The organism is Shinella sp. G-2 (assembly GCF_050172695.1).
GTDB lineage: Bacteria > Pseudomonadota > Alphaproteobacteria > Rhizobiales > Rhizobiaceae > Shinella.
On record NZ_JBBEYH010000007.1, the window covers coordinates 155657 to 175164 of the forward strand.

12 protein-coding genes and 2 pseudogenes are annotated in these 19508 nt (G+C 63.1%); 7 read left to right on the top strand and 7 right to left on the bottom strand.

All coding sequences use genetic code 11. From position 1 onward, the window contains the following. Positions 1-291: 291 nt before the first annotated feature. The 4 genes from V8U06_RS14250 to V8U06_RS14265 all read left to right on the top strand — a co-directional run bounded on the left by V8U06_RS14250 (position 292) and on the right by V8U06_RS14265 (position 12140). Positions 292-8691 carry a GH36-type glycosyl hydrolase domain-containing protein gene (locus V8U06_RS14250; protein WP_427141214.1) on the top strand — a complete coding sequence of 2800 codons (8400 nt, stop codon included), beginning with the start codon at positions 292-294 and terminating at the stop codon, positions 8689-8691. A gap of 423 nt (positions 8692-9114) precedes the next feature. Next, complete coding sequence (locus V8U06_RS14255) at positions 9115-9567, top strand: pyridoxamine 5'-phosphate oxidase family protein (RefSeq protein WP_427141215.1); 453 nt, start codon at positions 9115-9117, stop codon at positions 9565-9567. A gap of 126 nt (positions 9568-9693) precedes the next feature. Beyond that, the gene (locus tag V8U06_RS14260; protein ID WP_427141216.1) at positions 9694-11610 is read left to right on the top strand and encodes an ABC transporter ATP-binding protein/permease; all 1917 of its coding nucleotides are present in this window, start codon (positions 9694-9696) and stop codon (positions 11608-11610) included. A gap of 158 nt (positions 11611-11768) precedes the next feature. Continuing rightward, positions 11769-12140 (top strand): COG4315 family predicted lipoprotein, encoded by a 372-nt coding sequence (locus V8U06_RS14265; RefSeq protein ID WP_427141217.1) that lies wholly within the window; start codon positions 11769-11771, stop codon positions 12138-12140. A 138-nt stretch (positions 12141-12278) separates the two neighbouring features. Here the strand turns inward: V8U06_RS14265 and V8U06_RS14270 are convergent, their stop codons facing one another. The 3 genes and pseudogenes from V8U06_RS14270 to V8U06_RS14280 form a co-directional block, all read right to left on the bottom strand. Beyond that, a complete protein-coding gene (locus tag V8U06_RS14270) occupies positions 12279-12629 on the bottom strand; it encodes a response regulator (protein ID WP_427141297.1) in 351 nt (116 codons plus the stop codon). A gap of 80 nt (positions 12630-12709) precedes the next feature. Then, positions 12710-13483 (bottom strand): annotated as a pseudogene (locus V8U06_RS14275) (sensor histidine kinase); the annotation flags it as partial. Between the two features lie 193 nt (positions 13484-13676). Next, on the bottom strand, positions 13677-14045 hold the full coding sequence (locus tag V8U06_RS14280; protein ID WP_427141218.1) for a response regulator: 369 nt from the start codon (positions 14043-14045) through the stop codon (positions 13677-13679). 255 nt (positions 14046-14300) lie between these two features. Between V8U06_RS14280 and V8U06_RS14285 the strand changes: the two genes are divergently transcribed. Next, on the top strand, positions 14301-15014 hold the full coding sequence (locus V8U06_RS14285; RefSeq protein WP_427141219.1) for a Crp/Fnr family transcriptional regulator: 714 nt from the start codon (positions 14301-14303) through the stop codon (positions 15012-15014). A gap of 39 nt (positions 15015-15053) precedes the next feature. Here the strand turns inward: V8U06_RS14285 and V8U06_RS14290 are convergent, their stop codons facing one another. From V8U06_RS14290 to V8U06_RS14305, 4 genes and pseudogenes are all read right to left on the bottom strand, one after another. Next, positions 15054-15308, bottom strand: a complete 255-nt coding sequence (locus V8U06_RS14290; RefSeq protein WP_117372067.1) for a DUF6894 family protein — start codon at positions 15306-15308, stop codon at positions 15054-15056. Positions 15309-15495: 187 nt separating this feature from the next. Next, positions 15496-16413: pseudogene (tnpC, locus tag V8U06_RS14295) on the bottom strand (IS66 family transposase); the annotation flags it as partial. Beyond that, positions 16373-16780, bottom strand: coding sequence for a M20/M25/M40 family metallo-hydrolase (locus tag V8U06_RS14300; RefSeq protein ID WP_427141220.1), 408 nt, complete (start codon positions 16778-16780; stop codon positions 16373-16375). The pseudogene tnpC and the gene V8U06_RS14300, both read right to left, overlap by 41 nt. Beyond that, positions 16780-17739, bottom strand: coding sequence for a threonine/serine dehydratase (locus tag V8U06_RS14305; protein ID WP_427141221.1), 960 nt, complete (start codon positions 17737-17739; stop codon positions 16780-16782). The genes V8U06_RS14300 and V8U06_RS14305 overlap by 1 nt, the downstream gene beginning before the upstream one ends. A gap of 163 nt (positions 17740-17902) precedes the next feature. Between V8U06_RS14305 and V8U06_RS14310 the strand changes: the two genes are divergently transcribed. Together V8U06_RS14310 and V8U06_RS14315 are read left to right on the top strand one after the other, a co-directional pair. Further along, the gene (locus V8U06_RS14310) at positions 17903-18511 is read left to right on the top strand and encodes a helix-turn-helix transcriptional regulator (protein ID WP_427141222.1); all 609 of its coding nucleotides are present in this window, start codon (positions 17903-17905) and stop codon (positions 18509-18511) included. Continuing rightward, positions 18508-19491, top strand: a complete 984-nt coding sequence (locus V8U06_RS14315; protein WP_427141223.1) for an ornithine cyclodeaminase family protein — start codon at positions 18508-18510, stop codon at positions 19489-19491. The genes V8U06_RS14310 and V8U06_RS14315 overlap by 4 nt, the downstream gene beginning before the upstream one ends. The last annotated feature ends 17 nt before the right edge of the window (positions 19492-19508 follow it).

Below are 19508 nucleotides of genomic sequence, written 5' to 3' on the forward strand. Positions count from 1 at the left end.
TCCCGGACGAAGCTTCGGCGACCTACATCCCCGACACGATTGCCGGGTTTCGCCCGGCCGGCTGCCTGGCCGCATCTGGGCAAAGGAATGATTATGGCCAGAGGCCAAGAGCGTGGCGTGCAAGACATCGGCAATTCGGAAACCGCCGTTGCCGAAAGGACTCACCATCCTGAGGTGGGCTCCAAGTCGGCGCCGGAGCCGCAAGTAGTTACGGACGGGAAAGGCGAGGGCAACGGTCCGTCGTCCGGATTCGGTTTCCGCCGGGCACCGGGCATGCCATGGAACGATCCCATGCCCGTGCGGGAGGAACTGTTCGGCATCGAACGGCTCGAGCAGCACGCCGCGACCCTTGCGCTTGCCCAACCGGTAACGAAGCGGCGGCCGTCCGTCCAGTCGCTGCACAAGCGCCTTAAGAGCAACGCGGTGGTCCTGCTTGCCGCCTACCGTGCCAGCGCCCTGGAGGTGGAGAACGAGCGCGGCGTCGTGCCGGCGGCCGAATGGCTGCTGGACAACTACCATCTGGTCGAGGAGCAAATCCGCGAGATACATGACGACCTGCCGCCCAACTATTACAGGCAGCTGCCAAAACTCGCCGAGGGGCCGTTCGCCGGATATCCGCGCGTCTTCGGCATTGCCTGGGCCTTCGTCGCGCACACCGACAGCCATTTCGATCCAGAGACGCTCGTCCGCTTCATCGCTGCCTATCAAAAGGTTCAGCCGCTGACTATCGGCGAGTTGTGGGCCGTGGCGATCACCTTGCGCATCGTGCTCGTCGAGAACCTGCGGAGGCTTGCCGACCAGATCACCGCCGGGCGCCGGATGCGTGCCGAGGCGGATGCGCTGGCCGACCGGCTATTGGCGAACGAGGGTCGCGGCAGCGCGCTTGAAAAGGTCTCCGCCGACCCCCTACCCGAGCTCTTCGCGGCCCAGCTTGCCAAACGGCTGCGCGACCAGGACCCCAGCACGACACCGGCGCATGGCTGGCTGGAGGCGCGGCTGGCGAGGCAGGACAGTTCGGTTGACGCTGTGGTGCGGCATGCCCAGCAGCGCCAGGGCGCGTCGAATGTCACGATTAGGAACATCATCACAAGCATGCGGCTGATCAGCGATGTCGACTGGGCCGATCTCTTTGAGAAGGTCAGCCTCGTCGATGCGCGCCTTTCGGCCGACGGCAGCTTCGCCCGCATGGATTTCGCCACGCGCAACCTCTATCGCAGCGCCATCGAAGACCTCGCCCGCGGCTCGGACCTGTCGGAACTGGACATTGCCGGGCAGGCGGTGAAAGCGGCAAAGGCCGCAGCGGTCACAGACGATACCGCCTCGCAGGCCGAACGTGTCGGGGATCCGGGCTACCATCTGATCGCGGAAGGGCGGCCAGCCTTCGAGCGCACGATCGGGTTCCGCCCGCCCCGGCACCTGATCGCCGGGCGGCTGGCGGCGCGCACGGGCATTGCCGGCTATGCCGGGGCGATCGGGTTCATGACGGCGATGCTTCTGGCGCTTGCGCTATGGCTGCTGTCTATCATTGGTCTCTCGGCGCCCGGCATGATCGTCTTCGCGGTGCTGGCGCTGTTGCCGGCAAGCGATATCGCGACGGCGCTCGTCAACCGTTTCGTGAGCTGGAGCCATGGCGCGACCGGCCTGCCGGGGCTGGAGCTTGCGCAGGGTGTCCCGCCGTCGTCGCGCACGCTCGTCGTCGTGCCGACGCTCCTGAGCAACCGTGCCGACCTGCTGGAGCAGATCGAGCGGCTGGAGGTCCACCATCTCTCGGGCGCTGGCGGCGACCTGAGCTTTGCCCTGCTGACCGACGGGAAGGATGCCTCGCAGGAGATCGTCGAGGGCGACGGCGAACTTCTCGCGCTCGCCGTCGAGACCATGGCCGACCTCAACCGCCGGCACGGGCCGGGTCCGGCCGGCGACCGCTTCCTGCTTTTGCACCGCAAGCGCCGGTTCAATGCCGGCGAGAACGTCTGGATGGGCTGGGAGCGCAAGCGCGGCAAGCTGCATGAACTCAATCGCTTGCTGCGTGGCGCGAACGACACCAGCTTCATGGCGCTCGGCGGAAAGTCGCCATCCGTCCCGCCGGACGTGCGCTATGTCATCACCCTCGACGCGGATACGAAACTGCCGCGCGACACGGTGCTGCGGCTGATCGGCAAGATGGCGCATCCCCTCAACCGGCCGCGTTTCGACGCCGGGCAGCAGCGGGTCGTCGACGGTTATGCGATTATCCAGCCGCGCGTCACCCCGTCGCTTCCCATCGGCCGCGAAGGCTCGCTCTACCAGCGGGTGTTTTCCGCGCCCGGCGGCATGGACCCCTATGCGGCAGCCGTTTCCGACGTCTATCAGGACCTGTTCGGCGAAGGCTCCTATACCGGCAAGGGCATCTATGACGTCGAGGCCTTCGAGGCGGCGCTGGCCGGCCGCATTCCGGAGAATACCCTTCTCAGCCACGATCTCTTCGAGGGCACGTTCGCGCGGGCGGGGCTTGCCTCCGACGTCGAGGTGGTCGATGATTTCCCGGCGCGCTACGACGTCGCCGCCCGGCGCCAGCACCGCTGGACGCGGGGCGACTGGCAGCTGCTGCCCTGGATCTTCGGGCGGCGGGCACTTGCCGCCCTCGGCCGCTGGAAGATGTTGGACAACCTGCGCCGCACCCTCGTCGCGCCATCGACCTTCGCGGCGCTCGTGGCCTGTTGCGCGATGCCGCTTCAGGCGGGACTGACCGCGGCGCTGCTGATCGCGTCCTCAATCGTCGTTCCCGCGTTCCTGCCGGTGGTTTTCGCCCTCCTGCCGCGCCGCAGCGGTCTGCAACTGAGCAGCCATGCCGTCCGGCTTGCCGGCGATATCAAGCTCGCCGCGATGCAGGCCGCGCTTGGCCTCTCCTTCCTGCCCGATCAGGCCTGGCGCAATTGCGATGCCGTGCTCAGAACCGCCGGCCGCCTGCTGGTGACGCGTAGGAAACTGCTGGAATGGACGACCGCCGCGACATCCGGAAACCGGACGCGGCTGACGCTTGCCGGCTTCTACCGCGACATGGCGGGCGGCACGGCGACCGCGCTGGTCCTTCTGGCCGCTGCCGTCGCGTTTTCGCCGGCCGCCTGGCCTCTGGCGCTGTTGCTGGCACTCCTCTGGTCGGCTGCGCCCGCCGTCGCGCTCTGGGTCAGCCGATCGCCGACGGCGCGGCCGGGCAGGGCGCTTTCGGATGCCGATGCGGTGGAACTCCGGCTCGTCGCGCGGCGCACATGGCGGTTCTTCGAAACCTTCGTTACCCCGCTGGAAAACATGCTGCCGCCGGACAATTTCCAGGAAACCCCGCTGCCCGCCATCGCCCACCGCACCTCGCCGACCAATATCGGCCTCTATCTTCTCTCGACGGTCGCCGCGCGCGATTTCGGCTGGGTGGGCACCCTTGAAGCGCTCGAACGGCTGGAAGCGTGCTTTTCGACGCTCAAGCGGCTCGACCGTTTCAATGGACATTTCTTCAACTGGTACGATACGCGCGATCTGAGGACGCTCGCTCCCCCTTATGTCTCCTCCGTCGACAGCGGCAATCTCGCCGGCCATCTGATCGCGCTGGCGAATGCCTGCGAGGAGTGGGCCGAGATGCCGCCGGCGGAAGACGGAGAGGGTTTCGGCGATACGCTGGCGCTCGCCCGCATGACCCTTGCCGACAGTCCCGGCAGTCCCGGTGCCGGCCTGACAGCCATTCTCGACGAGGCCGAAACCCTCGTGCGCGGCCCGCAATCCATCGAGGCTGCAACACCCGCATTGACGCGGCTTCTGGACAAGGCCTTGAAACTGGCCGAGCAGGCAGCACCTGCCGATGCCGGCACGGCCACCGATCTTGCGTTCTGGATCGGGGCGCTCGGGCGATTCGTCACGCAGTCCGCGCGCGACCGGCAGGCGTTTCGGGACGATGCCACTTCCGTAAAAAACCGGCTTCAGGCGCTTGCGGATACGGCCCGCATCATGGCGCTCGACATGGATTTCGCGTTTCTGTTCGATCCCGACAGGAAGCTCCTATCCATCGGCTATTCGCTCGCCGACAACGGGCTCGACCCGAACTGCTACGATCTTCTCGCTTCGGAAGCCCGGCTTGCTAGCTTCTTCGCCATCGCCAAGGGCGATATCAGCACGCGTCATTGGTTCCGACTCGGCCGGGCGGCGACGCCGCTCGGCAGCGGCTCGGCGCTGATCTCCTGGTCGGGCTCGATGTTCGAATATCTCATGCCGTCGCTCGTGATGCGCGCACCGGCGGGAAGCCTGCTCGACGACACGAACAGGCTGATCGTCGCGAGGCAGGAGGCCTATGGGCGGTCGCGGCACGTGCCTTGGGGCATATCGGAATCCGCCTTCAATGCGCGCGATATCGAGTTCACCTATCAATATTCCAACTTCGGCGTGCCGGGGCTCGGCCTCAAGCGCGGGCTCTCAGGCAACATGGTCATCGCCCCCTATGCCACTGGCCTTGCCGCCATGGTCGATCCCCATGCTGCGCTCGAAAACTACCGGCATCTCGAATCCCTCGGCGCGCGCGGCGTTCACGGCTTCTACGAGGCGCTGGACTTCACCCGCGCCCGCCTGCCCGAAGACGCGCGCGTCGAGATCATCCGCAGCTATATGGCCCACCACCAGGGCATGACCATCGTCGCCATCGCCGTCCTATTGCAGGACGGGCGCATGCGGGCGCGGTTCCACCGCGAACCGATGATCATGGCCAGCGAACTCCTGCTGTCGGAGCGCATGCCGCGCGATGTGGCGATCGCCCGGCCGCGCGCCGAGGAGGTCAAGGCTTCCGCCGGCATCTCGCTGAACCCCGCGCCGTCGGTGCGCCGGCTTTCGCTGCCCGTTGCCGGCGCGCCGGTCACGCATCTCCTGTCCAACGGGCGCTATGCGGTGATGCTGACGGCCTCGGGCGGCGGCTACAGCCGCTGGCGCGATATCGCCGTCACGCGCTGGCGCGAGGATGCGACCCGCGACGATTGTGGCGCTTTCATCTTTCTCAGGGACATGCAGACCGGCACGATCTTCTCCCCCACGCTCCCGGTAGTCGGCGACAGGGCCGAGGCCTCGGTGGTCTTCGGCGAGGATCACGCGCAATATATTCGCCATGACGAGACGCTGACGACGGAGATGGATGTCATCGTCTCCGGCGAGGACGACGGCGAGGTGCGCCGGATCTGCCTCACCAATAGCGGGCGGCGGGCGCGCGAGATCGAGCTGACCTCCTATGCCGAACTGGTGCTTGCCACGCCGGCAACCGACAACGCGCATCCCGCCTTCGCCAAGATGTTCGTCGAGACCGAGCATCTGGCCGAATACGGCGCGCTCATCGCCACGCGCCGCCGCCGGGCGCCTTCGGAGGCCGAGATCTGGGCCGCCCACTTTGCCGTGGTTGAGGGCGATGCGATTGCCGATCCGCAATACGAATCCGATCGCGCCCGTTTCCTGGGCCGCGGCCGTTCCATCGCCAACGCCGCCGCCATCCACGACGGGCAGGCGCTTTCCAACACCGCGGGAACCGTGCTCGATCCGATCTTCGCGCTACGCCGCAGCGTGCGGGTGCTTCCCGGCAAAGTGGCGCGCATTGCCTTCTGGACGGTCGTCGCACGGTCGCGAGAAGAGCTTCTTGAACGCATCGACAAGCACCACGACAGAAGCGCCTTCGAGCGGGCGAAGACGCTCGCCTGGACCCAGGCGCAGGTGCAGCTTCACCATCTCGATATGGATCTGGAGGAGGCGTCGGACTTCCAGCGTCTTGCCGCGCCCATCCTCTATGCCGACGCGCGCTTCCGTCCCGCCTCGGATGCCATCCTCGCCGGTGCCGGGCCGCAGTCGGGCCTGTGGCCCTACGGCATTTCCGGCGACCTGCCGATCGTGCTGCTGCGCATCGAGGATACCGAAGACCTTCCCCAGCTGCGCCAGATGCTGCGCGCACACGAATATTGGCGCATCAAGCGGCTCGCCGTCGATCTGGTGATCGTCAACGAACGTGCCGCCTCCTATGTGCAGGACTTGCAGAACGCCGTTGAAGCCGCCGTGCGCTCCAGCCAGTCCCGCCCGCGTTTCGGCGACATGCCGGCGCAGGGCGCGGTGCATGTGCTGCGCACCGATTTCCTGAACCAGGAGACGAAGAATCTCCTGAACGCCACCGCGCGCGTCGTGCTGTCCGCCCATCATGGCCTCATCGCCGATCAGCTCGCACGCCTTTCTGCTGGCGTCGAGCGCTCGGCTTCTCTGCCGCCATCCTTTCCCTCGAAATCCTCGGCCGAGATGGTCGCGCCACCGGTGGATCTAGAATTCTTCAACGGGCTGGGCGGGTTCGATCGGAACGGCACGGAATATGTGACCGTGCTGGAAAACGGCGCGATGACCCCGATGCCCTGGATCAACGTCATCGCCAATCCCGCCTTCGGTTTCCAGGTGTCGAGCGATGGCAGCGCCTATAGCTGGGCGGAAAACAGCCGTGAGAACCAGATCACGCAATGGTCCAACGACCCGGTCGGTGACCCCTCCGGCGAGGCGCTGTACATCCGCGACGAGGAGACGCTGGAACTCTGGAGCCCGACGGGCCAGCCGATCCGAAACGACGGGCGGTATATCGTGCGCCACGGCTTCGGTTACAGCCGTTTCGGGCATCGGGCGCATGGGATCGAAAGCGACCTGCTCTCCTATGTGCCGCTTGCCGATCCCATCCGCATTTCGCGGTTGACGCTGACCAACCATTCGTCGCTGCCGCGCCGCCTGTCGGTCACGAGCTATGCCGAATGGGTGCTCGGCACCCTGCGCGGTGCGAGTGCGCCGTTCATCGCAACATCCCTGGACGCCGAGACGGGGGCGATCTTCGCCAGCAATCGATCGGCCATGGGTTTTCCCGGCCGGGTTGCCTTTGCCGATCTCGGCGGCCGGCAGACCGCATGGACCGCCGACCGCACGGAATTCCTCGGGCGGGGCGGCAGCTCCGGACGACCGGCGGCGCTCGCAAGGAGAGTGCCGCTCGGCGCCAAGGTCGGCGCGGGCCTCGATCCGTGTGCCGCATTGCAATGCACGATCGAGCTCGACCCGGGCGAAAGCATCGAGCTCGTCTCCTTCCTCGGCGAGGCCGCTTCGGCCGAGGAAGCCTGCGCGCTGATCACCCGCTACCGCGCCGCCGATCTCGATACGGTTCTTGCCGACGTGACCGAGCATTGGCGGACGCTGTTGCAGACCGTGCAGGTCAGGACGCCGGACCGAGCGATGGATATCATGCTGAACGGCTGGCTGCTCTACCAGACGCTCGCCTGCCGCATCTGGGCGCGCTCGGCCTTCTACCAGGCCAGCGGCGCCTATGGCTTCCGCGATCAGTTGCAGGACGGCATGGCTTTGGCCTTCGCCCGGCCGGAGGAGACGCGGGCGCATATCCTGCGCGCCGCCGGTCGGCAGTTTGCCGAAGGCGACATGCAGCATTGGTGGCTGCCCCATTCGGGCGCGGGTGTTCGCACGCGGATTTCCGACGACCGCATCTGGCTCGCCTTCGCCACCGCGACCTATATCGGAACGGCCGGCGACGCGCCGATCCTCGATGAAGCCATCCCTTTCCTAGATGGGCCGGTCCTCGCCGAGGGAGAACACGATGCCTTCTTCCAGCCGACGCCCTCCGGCGAGACGGCCTCTCTCTTCGAGCATTGCGCCCGCGGCCTTGACCAGGCTGTCGCGCTCACCGGCCGGCATGGCCTGCCCCTGATGGGCACCGGCGACTGGAACGACGGCATGAACCGGGTCGGCGAGGGCGGCGAGGGCGAAAGCGTCTGGCTTGGTTGGTTGCTTACCCGCGCGATCGACCTGTTTGCGCCGCTTGCGGAGCGCCGCGACCCCGCGCGCGCCGCGCGCTGGAAGGCGCATGCGGAGACGCTCAAGGCTTCCATTGAACAGGAAACCTGGGACGGGGCCTGGTACCGGCGCGCCACCTTCGATGACGGCTCATGGCTGGGATCGAAGGACAATGACGAATGCCGGATCGATAGCATCGCCCAATCCTGGGCGGTTCTATCCGGCGCCGCCGATCCCGCCCGTGCCGCCGCCGCCATGGCGTCGCTGGAGCGCCACCTGATCCGCAGGGAGGACGGGCTTGCGCTTCTCTTCACGCCGCCTTTCGACGCAACCCCGCGTGATCCGGGCTATGTCAAGGGCTATCCGCCGGGCCTGCGCGAGAACGGCGGCCAGTACAGCCACGCCGCCATGTGGGCGATCCTCGCCTTCGCCCGGCTGGGGGAGGGCGACAAGGCGCACGGTCTCTTCGCGCTCCTCAACCCGATCAACCATGCGGGCACGCCGGAGGCGGCGCTGCGCTACAAGGTCGAGCCCTATGTGGTGGCCGCCGACGTCTATTCGGTCGCGCCGCATATCGGGCGCGGCGGCTGGACATGGTACACCGGCTCCGCCGCCTGGATGTACCGTGCCGGCATCGAGGGCATCCTCGGCCTGCGCCGGCAAGGCGGAGTGCTCGTGATGGAACCCTGCCTGCCGGCATCATGGCTGCAGGTCGAGGTGACGGTCAAATTGGGAGACACTTGCTACAATATCGAGGTCAGACGGGCTTCCGATCAACCACCCTCCGCGACGTTGGACGGCTCTTCATTGCCCCACGCCGGCGGCCCGATACGTTTGCCCGTGGATGGTGACAGGCATGTTCTGGTGCTGGTTGAATGAGCTGTCGATCAAGCTCGAAAGTCGCGTCCGCCTAGAATTTATCACGGTACAAACGGCGAGCTTGGTGTTCGAGGCTGGATTGCCCGGCTCGCTAGCGCAGGCCGGGCATAGGGAACGATGTGGCTCAATACCAGCGCCCACGGCCATAAAAGCCGCCGCCCAAGAGAACGACGACAAGGAGGATGATAACAAGGGTGGTGATGTCCATGACAGGCTCCGGTGAGTGCTCGTGATCGTCTTGCCGTAGGTGGCATGTGCGGACGGCACTTCACTTCACCTCAACGCTCCATGACCGCCCTTGTTCCAGAGCAAACCCGCCGTGTTGCGGCTGTTTGCCACAGCGCTTGAAAAGGCGCAAAATCGATTGCAGGCGGCGGACGTCCATCGCCCCGCTTTCCATGGCAGCCATGCCGGGAGGTCGAAATGATTTTGCGGGATATGACAAGGGCGGAATGCGAGGCCACGCTCTCGACGAACTCCATCGGCCATCTGGGATGTATCTCCGGCAACCGGCCCTATGTCGTGCCGATCCGCTACGTCTATCAGAAACGCGTCTTCTACAGTTTTTCACTGCCGGGAAAGAAGATCGACAGCCTTCGTTTCAATCCGCGCGTCTGCGTGCAGGTCGAACAGCTGGTGACCTCGGAGGAATGGAAAAGCGTCCTTCTGGAGGGCCTCTATCGGGAATTGCCTGACGACGAAAAGGACCATGGCGAACATATGCGCGCCTGGCAGCTCCTGCAGGAGCGCGGCAACTGGTGGGAACCGGGCGCCTACAAGCCCGAAGGGGGTGCGCATCCGGATGCGCAAACGCGGCCGGTCTTCTATCGCGTGGAGATCGACACATTGTCGGGGCGGCAAGCAACGATGGCCTGACGGGAGGCGGGAGTATTCATGTGAGCGAGCCTCAAGGTCTCGGCGCTCGGCTCGTCGTCTCGATTTGACAACTGCGGCGCCTGCGCCAGATTTCTGCTTGCATCGGTTCGGGGAGATCAAGTCGCCATGCGCAGTCATGCCCGGCGAATAGGCTCATCCGTCAGAAGGATGATCGGCGGCGAGACGCGCGGCCATACAAGCCCGGTTTCGTCAATGCGCAGCTTCTGGGGCCTGATGCGCGCCTACTGGTTTTCCGAAAGCTGGCGCGAGGCCTGGGGACTGACATGCGCCATCCTTGTGCTGACGGCATTGTCCGCCCAGGCCAGCGTCTGGTTCGCTGTCACCTCGGGCGAACTGATCAACCGGATCGCCAATTTCCACCATCCGACCACACCCACCACGCCCACGGCCCTGTTGACGACAGCGGCAACGCTTGCCGCGATCGCGATCATGAAGGACGTGTGTTTCACGGCAGTCCGCCATTTCTTTTCGACCACGCTCCACCGCAAGTGGCGCGAATGGCTCGACCGACGCTTCAACGAAGCCCTGCTCGATACCAACCACACGCATTTCCATCTTCAGCAATTCGGATCCGACGCGGCCGGATCGGCTACCCCCGCGCCTGACAATGTCGATCAACGCGTCCAGGAATCGATCAAAGGCATGACCGGGGGCGCAATCGGGCTTGCGATGGGCATTGCCGGCGTCGTGCTGTCCCTTGGCTTCGTCGGCAGCAAGCTCATCGAGATGTCGAGCCATGTCAGAGGGCTCGCGTTCCTGGGCAGCTATGGCAGCGCGTTCCTGGCCTTCGCGGCGGTCGCGATTTACGTGTCGCTCAACACCGTCGTCGCGGCGAAGCTCGGCGGGATCCTCCAGCGCCTGTCGGTGCGCATGCAATGGGCCGAGGGCAGCTACCGCGCCGAATTGAACACCCTGCTGCATCGCAGCTTCCATGTTGCCGTCCTCCATGGCGAAAGGGCCCAGAAGGTCGTCAATGCGCGCCGGTATCTCGACATCGACAAAACCTGGGCCAGCCTGAACCGGGTGACTGCCGGCTATTTGGGGTTCGAGCTCGTCCACAATTTCATCGGCTCGCGGATCGTCGCCTATGCGCCGGGCCTGATTCCCTACATGGACAACAAGGTCAGCCTGCAGCATTACGTTACGGGTGCCGAGCTGGCCAATGCACTCATCAACGAGTGCTCGTGGTTTATCCACGTCATGCCCGACATTGCGACGCTCAGGGCGAACGCCCGCCGCATAACCGATCTCGCGGAGGCGATCGAAACCGTTCAGCGGCCCGAGGCTTTCTATTCGCAAACCGGCCTGTACGAATTCCAGTATACCAAGCAGGATTCCGCGCTCGGCCTCGCTCTTCGGCGGATCGAACTTCTGCATGCGGGCGCCGATCTTCCTTTTCTGGCCGCCGCCGACCTCCGGTTCCTGCCGGGCGAGTGGACCTTGGTCGTTGGCGAGTCGGGGAGCGGCAAGACCTCGCTTCTCAAGGCGATCAACGGTCTATGGGCGCATGGTCGCGGCACGATCGCAATGCCGAGGCATGTCAGGACCCTGTATGCCGCCCAGGACGTCAAGCTTCAGGCCGTATCCTTGAAGGATCTCGTCTGTCTTCCGGATGCGGCCGAGGACTACCCGGATACGCGTGTCGCGGTGGCGTTGCACGAGGCGGGGCTCGGCGAACTCATCGACGAACTCCTGAAAGATGGCCGCGACGGCCAAAGCTGGGACCTGCTTCTGTCCGGAGGCCAGAAGCAGAAGCTCGTCCTTGCCAGGATCCTTTTGCTCCGGCCGGGTCTTCTGTTTCTCGACGAGGCAACGAGCGCGCTCGATACCCAGGCAGTGTATGCGTTCCATCAGGCGATCAGGGATCATTGCCCGGAGGCGACGGTGATCGCCGTCATGCATGATGTTTCGCCCATACGATCCGCGAGCGGCGCCGATTTCTTCGACAGCGTGCTCGCCGTCGAGAACGGCAGGGCGGAAAAAACACCCATCGCGGCGTGGCGTCAGGCGGAGGCGGGGTGACGGCGGTCGGGCCGGTTCAAATTTTCAACGCCCGATGCCGTTTTTGAGCGCTCCGATTGGGTGATGCCAAATGGAACCTCGTCCATCCCTGATGGGTTTCTCCTCGTTAGATCGGGCGCTACCGGCATTCCGCCGGCACTCCCGAACTGGAGAATGTCATGAGAACGATGTTGATTGCGATCGGCCTGGTGTCTGCTCTGGGCGGATCGGCGTTCGCAGCCGAGCCTGCCAAGATGGTCGACACCAAAATAGGCAAGGCCTTGGCCGACGAAAAGGGGATGATCCTCTACACCTTCGACAAGGATGCCAAAGGCAAATCCAACTGCGATGCGGATTGCCTGAAGAAATGGCCGGCATTCCACGCTGCGGCCGGTGCCAAGGCTGAAGGAGACTGGTCTCTGGTCAAGGCGACGGACGGGATGGAGATGTGGGCCTATGAAGGCAAGCCGCTCTACACATATGCTGAGGACGAGAAGGCCGGTGAGACCAACGGCGACGGCGTTGGGGGCGTTTGGCATCTGGCCAGGTAACCAATCCACGATCTTTTGAACGGGCGGTCTTCGGACCGCCCGTTGTCGTAGAGGCGGTCTCGATTGCGGCAGGGCATAGCAAAAGGCCTTCATTTCCGATGATATGAATGGAGAATGTGGCTCCGCACCGCGCGCATTCTATTGGCTCGACAGCATTCGGGCTATCGCGTCTGAGATGGCGTGATCTTCATAGGGTTTCGCGAAGAACCGGCTTCCCGACGGAAGGCTGCTCTCTTCGAGGATCGCATTGCCGGACGCGACGATCAACTTCACCGGTGGCCACCGGTCGCGGATGTAGTGCGCCAGTTTGATGCCGTCCATCGTTCCCGGCATCTGTACGTCCGTGAACACCAGGTCGATGTCTGCCCTCGCTTCCAGGATGCGAATGGCCTCGTCGGCGTCCCAAGCCTCAAGGGCCTCGTAGCCGGCCGATAGCACCAGATCGACGGCACTCATCCGGATGAGCGCACTGTCTTCGACCACGAGGATTGAACACCTGAGCCTCAGGGGTTTGTTTGAAGCGGAGCTTGTCCGCTCCCTGATAGAGCGTTCCAGCGGGAGATAAGTTCCTAGGCGGCGGCTGGAGGCGTGATCTGGCGATCGGCGTCTCCCTGATGCCTGATGGTCACGGTGGTGCCGGGATTTGCATCGCTCACCTGGATTTCGCCCTCCAGGTTCCTGGCAAGCGCTTCGACGATGCCGGTCCCCAGGCCAGACTTGGGGGCAAGATCGCCGGTCGACATGCCGATGCCGTCGTCAGTGACGGAAAGCGTCCAGTCGCTGCCCGTCGAGCAATAGTCGATGACGATCGTGCCGGTTTGTTGACCCGGAAAGGCGTGCTTGAGCGCGTTGATCACCAATTCGGTCACGATGAGTCCAAGGCTGACGGAAACGCCGGCTTCCACCAAGCTGTCATCGACGTTCACCGATATCGAAAGCCGGTCGTCGTCGGCGATCATCGATGCGCCGAGGCTTTCGCAAAGCTGCGTGAAGTAGGTGTGCAGCTCGACGTTGCCGGTGCTGGACGTGGAAAGCTGCCGTTGCACGGCCGCGATCGACATGACCCGGTGATGGGCGTTGCGGAGGTGGCCGCGCGCTTCCTCCGATTGCACCTGGCGTGCGCTCTGCATGAGAACGCTGGCAATGATCTGAAGGCTGTTTGCCACGCGGTGCTGAACCTCCTGCATCAAGATGGCCTTCTCCCGGATAAGGTCATCTTTCAGTTTCGCTTCGGCGCCCGCGTCCGTTACGTCGGTGATGGCCAGCAGCAGCCGGATACGCGCCTTGTCGCCATCGTCGAGGATCTGCGCATTGACGATCAACTGTCGCGTCTTGCGGTTTGGCGTTAGCGATGTTGCTGTCTCACCTTGATGGGCGGCTTTATCTACTTGGAGTCGGATTGTCTCTGAAATTGGCGACGAGGGCTGCGATTGAAGCCTCAGTTGAAAATGCCAACTAGGTCGTCGCTGGATAAAGGCAGGTTTTCTGATCATCAGTCGGCCGCCTACTAGCCGGTGTTTAGCTCCGGACCTTCCTCTAATTGGCCATGACTTCGTGTATAGCACCAGCTACCGAAGCCGGATCGTATGGTTTCGGGATGAAGGTGGCAACAACCGGAAGATCGTCTCTCGTGAGCTTATGCTTGCCCGAGGTTATGATGATCTTGATTGGTGGCCAACGCCCTCGCACCAGCTTGGCAAGCCGAAGTCCATCCATGTCACCCGGCGTGCCGATGTCGGTGAACATCACCTCGATCTCAGGGTGTAGCATCAACTGCTCGATTGCCTGTTGGGCGTTGCACGCTTCGAAAACGCGAAAGTTCAGGTCCGTCAGATCATCGGAAATGCCAATGAGGATCAGCGCCTCGTCCTCGACCACGAGAACGGCGGTTCTAGGATCAGGCACGGTGCGCTCGTTTCTGCTGGAGAAAAATGTACGGTATCGTACACAACAATCAGTCGCTGGTATAGGTTCCTTATCAATCAGCGGCGGATTGGGCTGATTGAGTTGTAACGGTGACGAAGGTTCCCATGTCTTAGGTGCGCGTCAACGAAAAATGCGATCTCACATACACGGCCCTGCTGTTCTTGTTCATCTGTCAAGGTAAGTTGGACGGGCGGGTGGCTTTGTGCGTCAACCCGACAGCACGGAGGGGTGACGATGGTGCAGCAACAGTCCCAGATCAGGAACAAGCTACTCAACATCTTGCCGGAGCGAGACATGAATGTGCTTGCGCCCCAGCTTGAGCTCGCGAGCCTCCCGAGAGGTACATTGATCGCGAAAAGAGGCGAAAGCATTCAACATGTTTACTTCCTGGAGAGCGGGATTGCATCGGTTGTTGTTACGACGCCTGGCGGATACCAGGGGGAAGCAGGCATCTTCGGGAACGAGGGCTATGTTCCAACATCTGCGGCCGCAGGTGTGGACAGCAGTTCGCACGATATCGTGGTGCAGATGGATGCAGAGGCCTATCGGATGGACTATGAGAGCTTCCGGATTGCGATGGAGGAAAACCGCAGCCTTTGGAAGGTTGTGGTCCGATCCATCGAGGCGTTCTCTGTTCAGCTTTCCTATACGGCCGTCTGCAATGCAATCCATGATGTAAATGAACGATTGGCCCGGTGGCTGTTGATGTGTGAGGACCGTATTCAGGCGAACGAGCTGCCCCTCACTCACGACTTCCTGTCAATGATGCTGGCGGTTCGGCGTCCCAGCGTTACCACCGCCATGCATATCCTTGAGGGAAACGGCTTCATTCGTGCCTATCGGGGTAGTGTGGTTATCAAGAATAGGGCAGCCCTTGAGGAATTTGCTCATGATGCCTACGGAACACCCGAGGCCGAATACCGGCGGCTGATGTCCGACCTGTTTTAGTGGTCGGCTGTGCGCCGGGTTGCGCCGGTCGTGGGTCCACTAGGCTGCTAGTGAGGACCCAGCAACAGTTTCGACGGAAGCCGCGAGGCTGACGATCATTACTGTTTTGCCTTCGCCATCCACGACATTGACGGTCATAGATGACAGGTCCTTCTTCTCCAGCAAAGAGTGCCGCACCAGTTCCTGGATGGTTCCGACTGCTTCGGCCCGCACTTCAGCGACGTTTGTGCATTCGGAGCCGACATCGTCACAGGACTGCTTGCCGTTGTAGATGTTGAAAAAGTAGAGTGACATTGGATGCCCACCAGCGAGAAGAGGAGATCGTCGCGACCAAACCTGTTCTCACCAAGGAGGCACGGTCGCTATGCGGGCGTCGGATTAGGCCCGGTTACTCCCCAACAGAGCGGTAGCAGAGAAGTTCCACCACATATCACCGGATGTGCCAGGCTGGGCCCTTGCTTAAAGTCTCGTCACCGTCTTCCTAAGCCGAGCTCCAGGCACGTGCGGTCCTGGTACGGCAATGCCAAGGCAGCAACTCATCGATGCGGTTCTGCTTGTGGCCATTTACGATGGCGGTGAGCGTGGCGGTTAGATAGGCCTGCGGATCAATGCCATTGAGCTTACAGGTCTCGATCAAAGAGGCGATGGTTGCCCAGTTCTCGGCTCCCGCATCATGACCCGCAAAGAGTGCGTTCTTCCGATTAAGGGCAATCGGACGAATGGTCCGCTCTACGCTGTTGTTGTCGATCTCGATGCGGCCGTCGGTCAGGAAGAGCTTCAAACCATCCCAGTATTTGGCGATATAGGCCAAAGCCTCGCCGAGCGGAGATTTGGTCGCGACATGGGCGCGGTGATGGATTAGCCAGTTATGGAGGCCCGCGACAAGTGGCGCTGATCGTTCCTGCCGACCTGCAAGGCGAGCCTCAGGATCAAGGCCGCGCAATTCTCCTTCAATGCGATACAGCACGCCTATCCGTTTGACACTGTCCTCGGCAATCGGTGCTGTTCCGTTGCGAGTGACCTCCACCAGCTTGCGCCGGGCGTGTGCCCAACAATAGGCAAGCTGAATGTCCGGGCCGACGCGCTCTGGTGCGATCAGCCTGTTATACCCGGCATAGCCATCAACCTGCAGGATGCCGGCGAAGCCCTGCAATATCCGTTCCGCATGATGCCCGCCTCGACCGGGTGCATAGGTGAAGGCCACGCCCGGTGGAGCGCTGCCATTCCAAGGTCGATCATCCCGCGCCAGCGCCCAGAAATATCCCGTTTTGGTTTTGCGGGAGCCGGGATCGAGAACCGGAGCACGCGTCTCATCCATGAAGAGCTTGGTTGACCGCTTCAGGTCCACCATCAGTGCGTCAAAGACAGGCCGCAGTTCGTAGGCCGCCCGACCGACCCATCGCGGCGAGATAGGCCGCGGCACCCAGCAGAGCGGCCGTGTGTCCGTCGTGACCGCAGGCATGCATGCAGCCGGGATGGCGAGATGCGTAGCCGAGCCCCGTGGCCTCCTGGATGGGCAGCGCATCCATGTCTGCCCGCAGCGCGACCATCGGCCCCTCCGCCTTGCCGGCGATCTCCGCGACCACGCCGTAACCGCCGATATTCTCGTGGGCGACGAGCCCCAGCGCGCGCAGTTCCGCAGCAACGAGTTTGGAGGTCTCGACCTCTTGGCGGGACAGTTCCGGCATGGCGTGGAGTTTTTGGCGCAGCGCCGTTAGGCGCGGCAGCTCGGTGGTGAGGAAACCGGCGGCAGTTTCGGCGGACATCAGAGGATGCCCTTCAACACCGGAATGCTGACATTGCCGCCGCAGACCACGATCGCCACCGGGCCTTCGATGAGGCCGCGCTCCGCCTTGATGGCGGCCGCGATGGCGACACCGGCGGCGCCCTCACAGAGCATGTGGTGATGCTCGACGAACAGTTTCATCGCCTGCGCGATCTCCGCCTCGGAAACGTCGATCCAGTGATCGACCAGGTCGCGGCAGGGCGCAAATGTGATGGTGTCCGGCTCCACGCCGCCCGCCGTGCCGTCCGACAGGGTGTTGTCGGAATCGAGATCCAGGACGCGCCCGGCCGCAACCGAGGCGGCCATGACGCGGGAGGCCTGCGGCGAGCAGCCGATGATCTTCACCCGCGGGGCTGCGGCCTTGAGATAGGTCGCGATGCCGGCGATCAGACCGCCGCCGCCGACGGAGGCGATGACGGTACGTACTTCCGGCAGTTGGCGCAGGATTTCCACCCCGAGCGTACCCTGGCCGGCCATCACGTCGATATCATTGTAGGGTGGCACATAGACGCCGCCTTCGGCCTCGGCGAATGCCCGAGCATGCGCTTCAGTGACCGCGGAATCCGTGCCGTGGAAGCGGACTTCCGCGCCGAGCCGGCGGATGGCGGCGACCTTCGCGTCGGAGGCGTTTTCCGGAACGAAGACGATGCCTTCGCCGCCCACCTGCCTCAGCGCGAAGGCGACGGCCGCGCCATGGTTTCCCGACGAGGCGGTAACAACCCGCGTAGTCGCGGCGGCGTTGCCCAGTGACAGGATCTTGTTCACCGCACCCCGCAGCTTGAACGAGCCCGTATGCTGGAGGTTTTCCAGCTTGAGATGCACGTCGAGGCCGATCGTCTTCGACAGATAGGGCGAGACTTCGAGATAGGTCTCTCGCACGAACGGCCGGATGCGCGTCTCGGCGTTCCCGATGGCTTCGATTGCAGTGGTGGTTCCCATGATTGTCGCCCTAAATTGGTGTGGACTTAATGTCCATGTAATACAATCCGTCTACGATAGGAGCGGGGTTTTCAGAAAAAGTCAAGCATCGTGGATGAAAATTCTATTCTGGACAACTACGTCCACGACTGTCACTGTCGCGGCGAAATGTGAGGCCATAGACTTGAACCAGCAACTTGAGAGTTACGCCCGGATCTGCGACGCCGTCGCCCTGCTCTTCCAGCCGTATGCCGAGGTCGTCCTGCACGATCTGGAAACGGAGAAGGTCGTGTATCTCGCGGGCAATTTTTCCAAGCGGGAAATCGGCGAGCCGTCTCTGCTGTACGAGATCGATTTCCAGCCGGACGAACGACTTATCGGCCCCTACGAGAAGGTTAATTGGGACGGCAGGTCAATCAAGGCGATCAGCGTTGTGCTCGCGAACCATCTGGGACAGCCCGCTGCGGTGCTCTGTATCAATGTTGATCTGTCGGACTTCCACTCGGTAATGCGCACGCTTTCGACGTTGATCCGCCTACCGGAGGAAAAGTCCAAGCCCGCAAGCCTGTTCAAGGAAGACTGGCACGAGAGGATCAACGAATACATCCAGCAATGGACGCATGCCCGCGGCGTCCGCATTACCGACATGACCCGCCAGCAGAAACGCGAGCTCGTCATTGCCCTATCCTCCGATGGAGCGTTCTCCGCGCGCAACTCCGCGCCCTACATCTCCCGTGTGTTGGGGCTGGGCCGCGCGACCGTCTATAAATATCTCAATGAAGGCAATGCATGATGATCAGCCTCACACTGGACGAACTCAAACGCTTGCCGATTGCCGATTTCGCCGTCGATGCCATCAGGGATGCCTATGTCGCGATCGTCGACGGGAGGGCGAACATTCCCCCGGTTGGCTATCTGCGGCTCGAAGCCCAGAATGCCGACTGCCACATTAAATACGGCTATATCGCGGGCGATGCCGTCTTCGTGGTGAAGATCGCCTCTGGCTTCTACAACAACCCGCGCCTCGGGCTTCCGTCGAGCAACGGAATGATGATCGCCATCTCCTCGGAGACCGGTCAAGTGGTGGCCACGCTCTATGACGAGGGATGGCTGACCGACCTCAGGACCGGTTTCGGCGGTGCCATTGCGACGCTCGCGCTTTGCCGGCGCGACAGCCGGTCCATCGCGATTGTCGGGTCGGGCACGCAGGCCCGCCAGCAGATCAGGGTCCTGTCCTCCACCTCGGAACATCGGCTCACCTTCCGCAACTGGGCACGCGATGGCGCCAGGGCGGCCGCCTTCGCCAGCGACATGGCGGCGGAAGGGTTCTCCGTCGCGGCAGAGACCGATCTTGCGGTACTGTGCGCGACAGCGGATGCCATCATCACCACAACGCCGTCGACCGAGCCGCTCGTCATGGCCGACTGGATCCGGCCTGGCACCCATATCACCGCGCTCGGCGCCGATGCCCCTGGCAAGCAGGAACTGCAACTCGACCTATTCTCGCGCGCCGCAGTAATCGCAGTCGACTCCCGATCGCAGTGCGCGGACCACGGAGAAATCGCGACGGCTGTCAGAAGCGGTCTTCTAGACCCCTCCGAATGCCCGGAACTTGGAGCTATCCTCAGTGGTTGGGAACCCGGGCGGACCTCCGATGATCAAATTACGATAACTGATCTTACAGGCGTCGCAACGCAGGATATCGCCATCGTGCGCGCGGCTCTGGCCGCGTTGAAGCACGAGGGTTCCAACCGTAGGGATCTTTTCGTATGAACGTCAGGAATTAACAG

What these genes read in the sequence shown, in the direction of transcription:
- V8U06_RS14305 (WP_427141221.1), bottom strand. Translation starts at nt 17,739, where the DNA reads ATGGGAACCACCACTGCAATCGAAGCCATCGGGAACGCCGAGACGCGC.
- V8U06_RS14315 (WP_427141223.1), top strand. Translation starts at nt 18,508, where the DNA reads ATGATGATCAGCCTCACACTGGACGAACTCAAACGCTTGCCGATTGCC.
- V8U06_RS14250 (WP_427141214.1), top strand. Translation starts at nt 292, where the DNA reads ATGCCCGTGCGGGAGGAACTGTTCGGCATCGAACGGCTCGAGCAGCAC.
- V8U06_RS14290 (WP_117372067.1), bottom strand. Translation starts at nt 15,308, where the DNA reads ATGTCACTCTACTTTTTCAACATCTACAACGGCAAGCAGTCCTGTGAC.
- V8U06_RS14300 (WP_427141220.1), bottom strand. Translation starts at nt 16,780, where the DNA reads ATGTCCGCCGAAACTGCCGCCGGTTTCCTCACCACCGAGCTGCCGCGC.
- V8U06_RS14260 (WP_427141216.1), top strand. Translation starts at nt 9,694, where the DNA reads ATGCGCAGTCATGCCCGGCGAATAGGCTCATCCGTCAGAAGGATGATC.
- V8U06_RS14255 (WP_427141215.1), top strand. Translation starts at nt 9,115, where the DNA reads ATGATTTTGCGGGATATGACAAGGGCGGAATGCGAGGCCACGCTCTCG.
- V8U06_RS14265 (WP_427141217.1), top strand. Translation starts at nt 11,769, where the DNA reads ATGAGAACGATGTTGATTGCGATCGGCCTGGTGTCTGCTCTGGGCGGA.
- V8U06_RS14285 (WP_427141219.1), top strand. Translation starts at nt 14,301, where the DNA reads ATGGTGCAGCAACAGTCCCAGATCAGGAACAAGCTACTCAACATCTTG.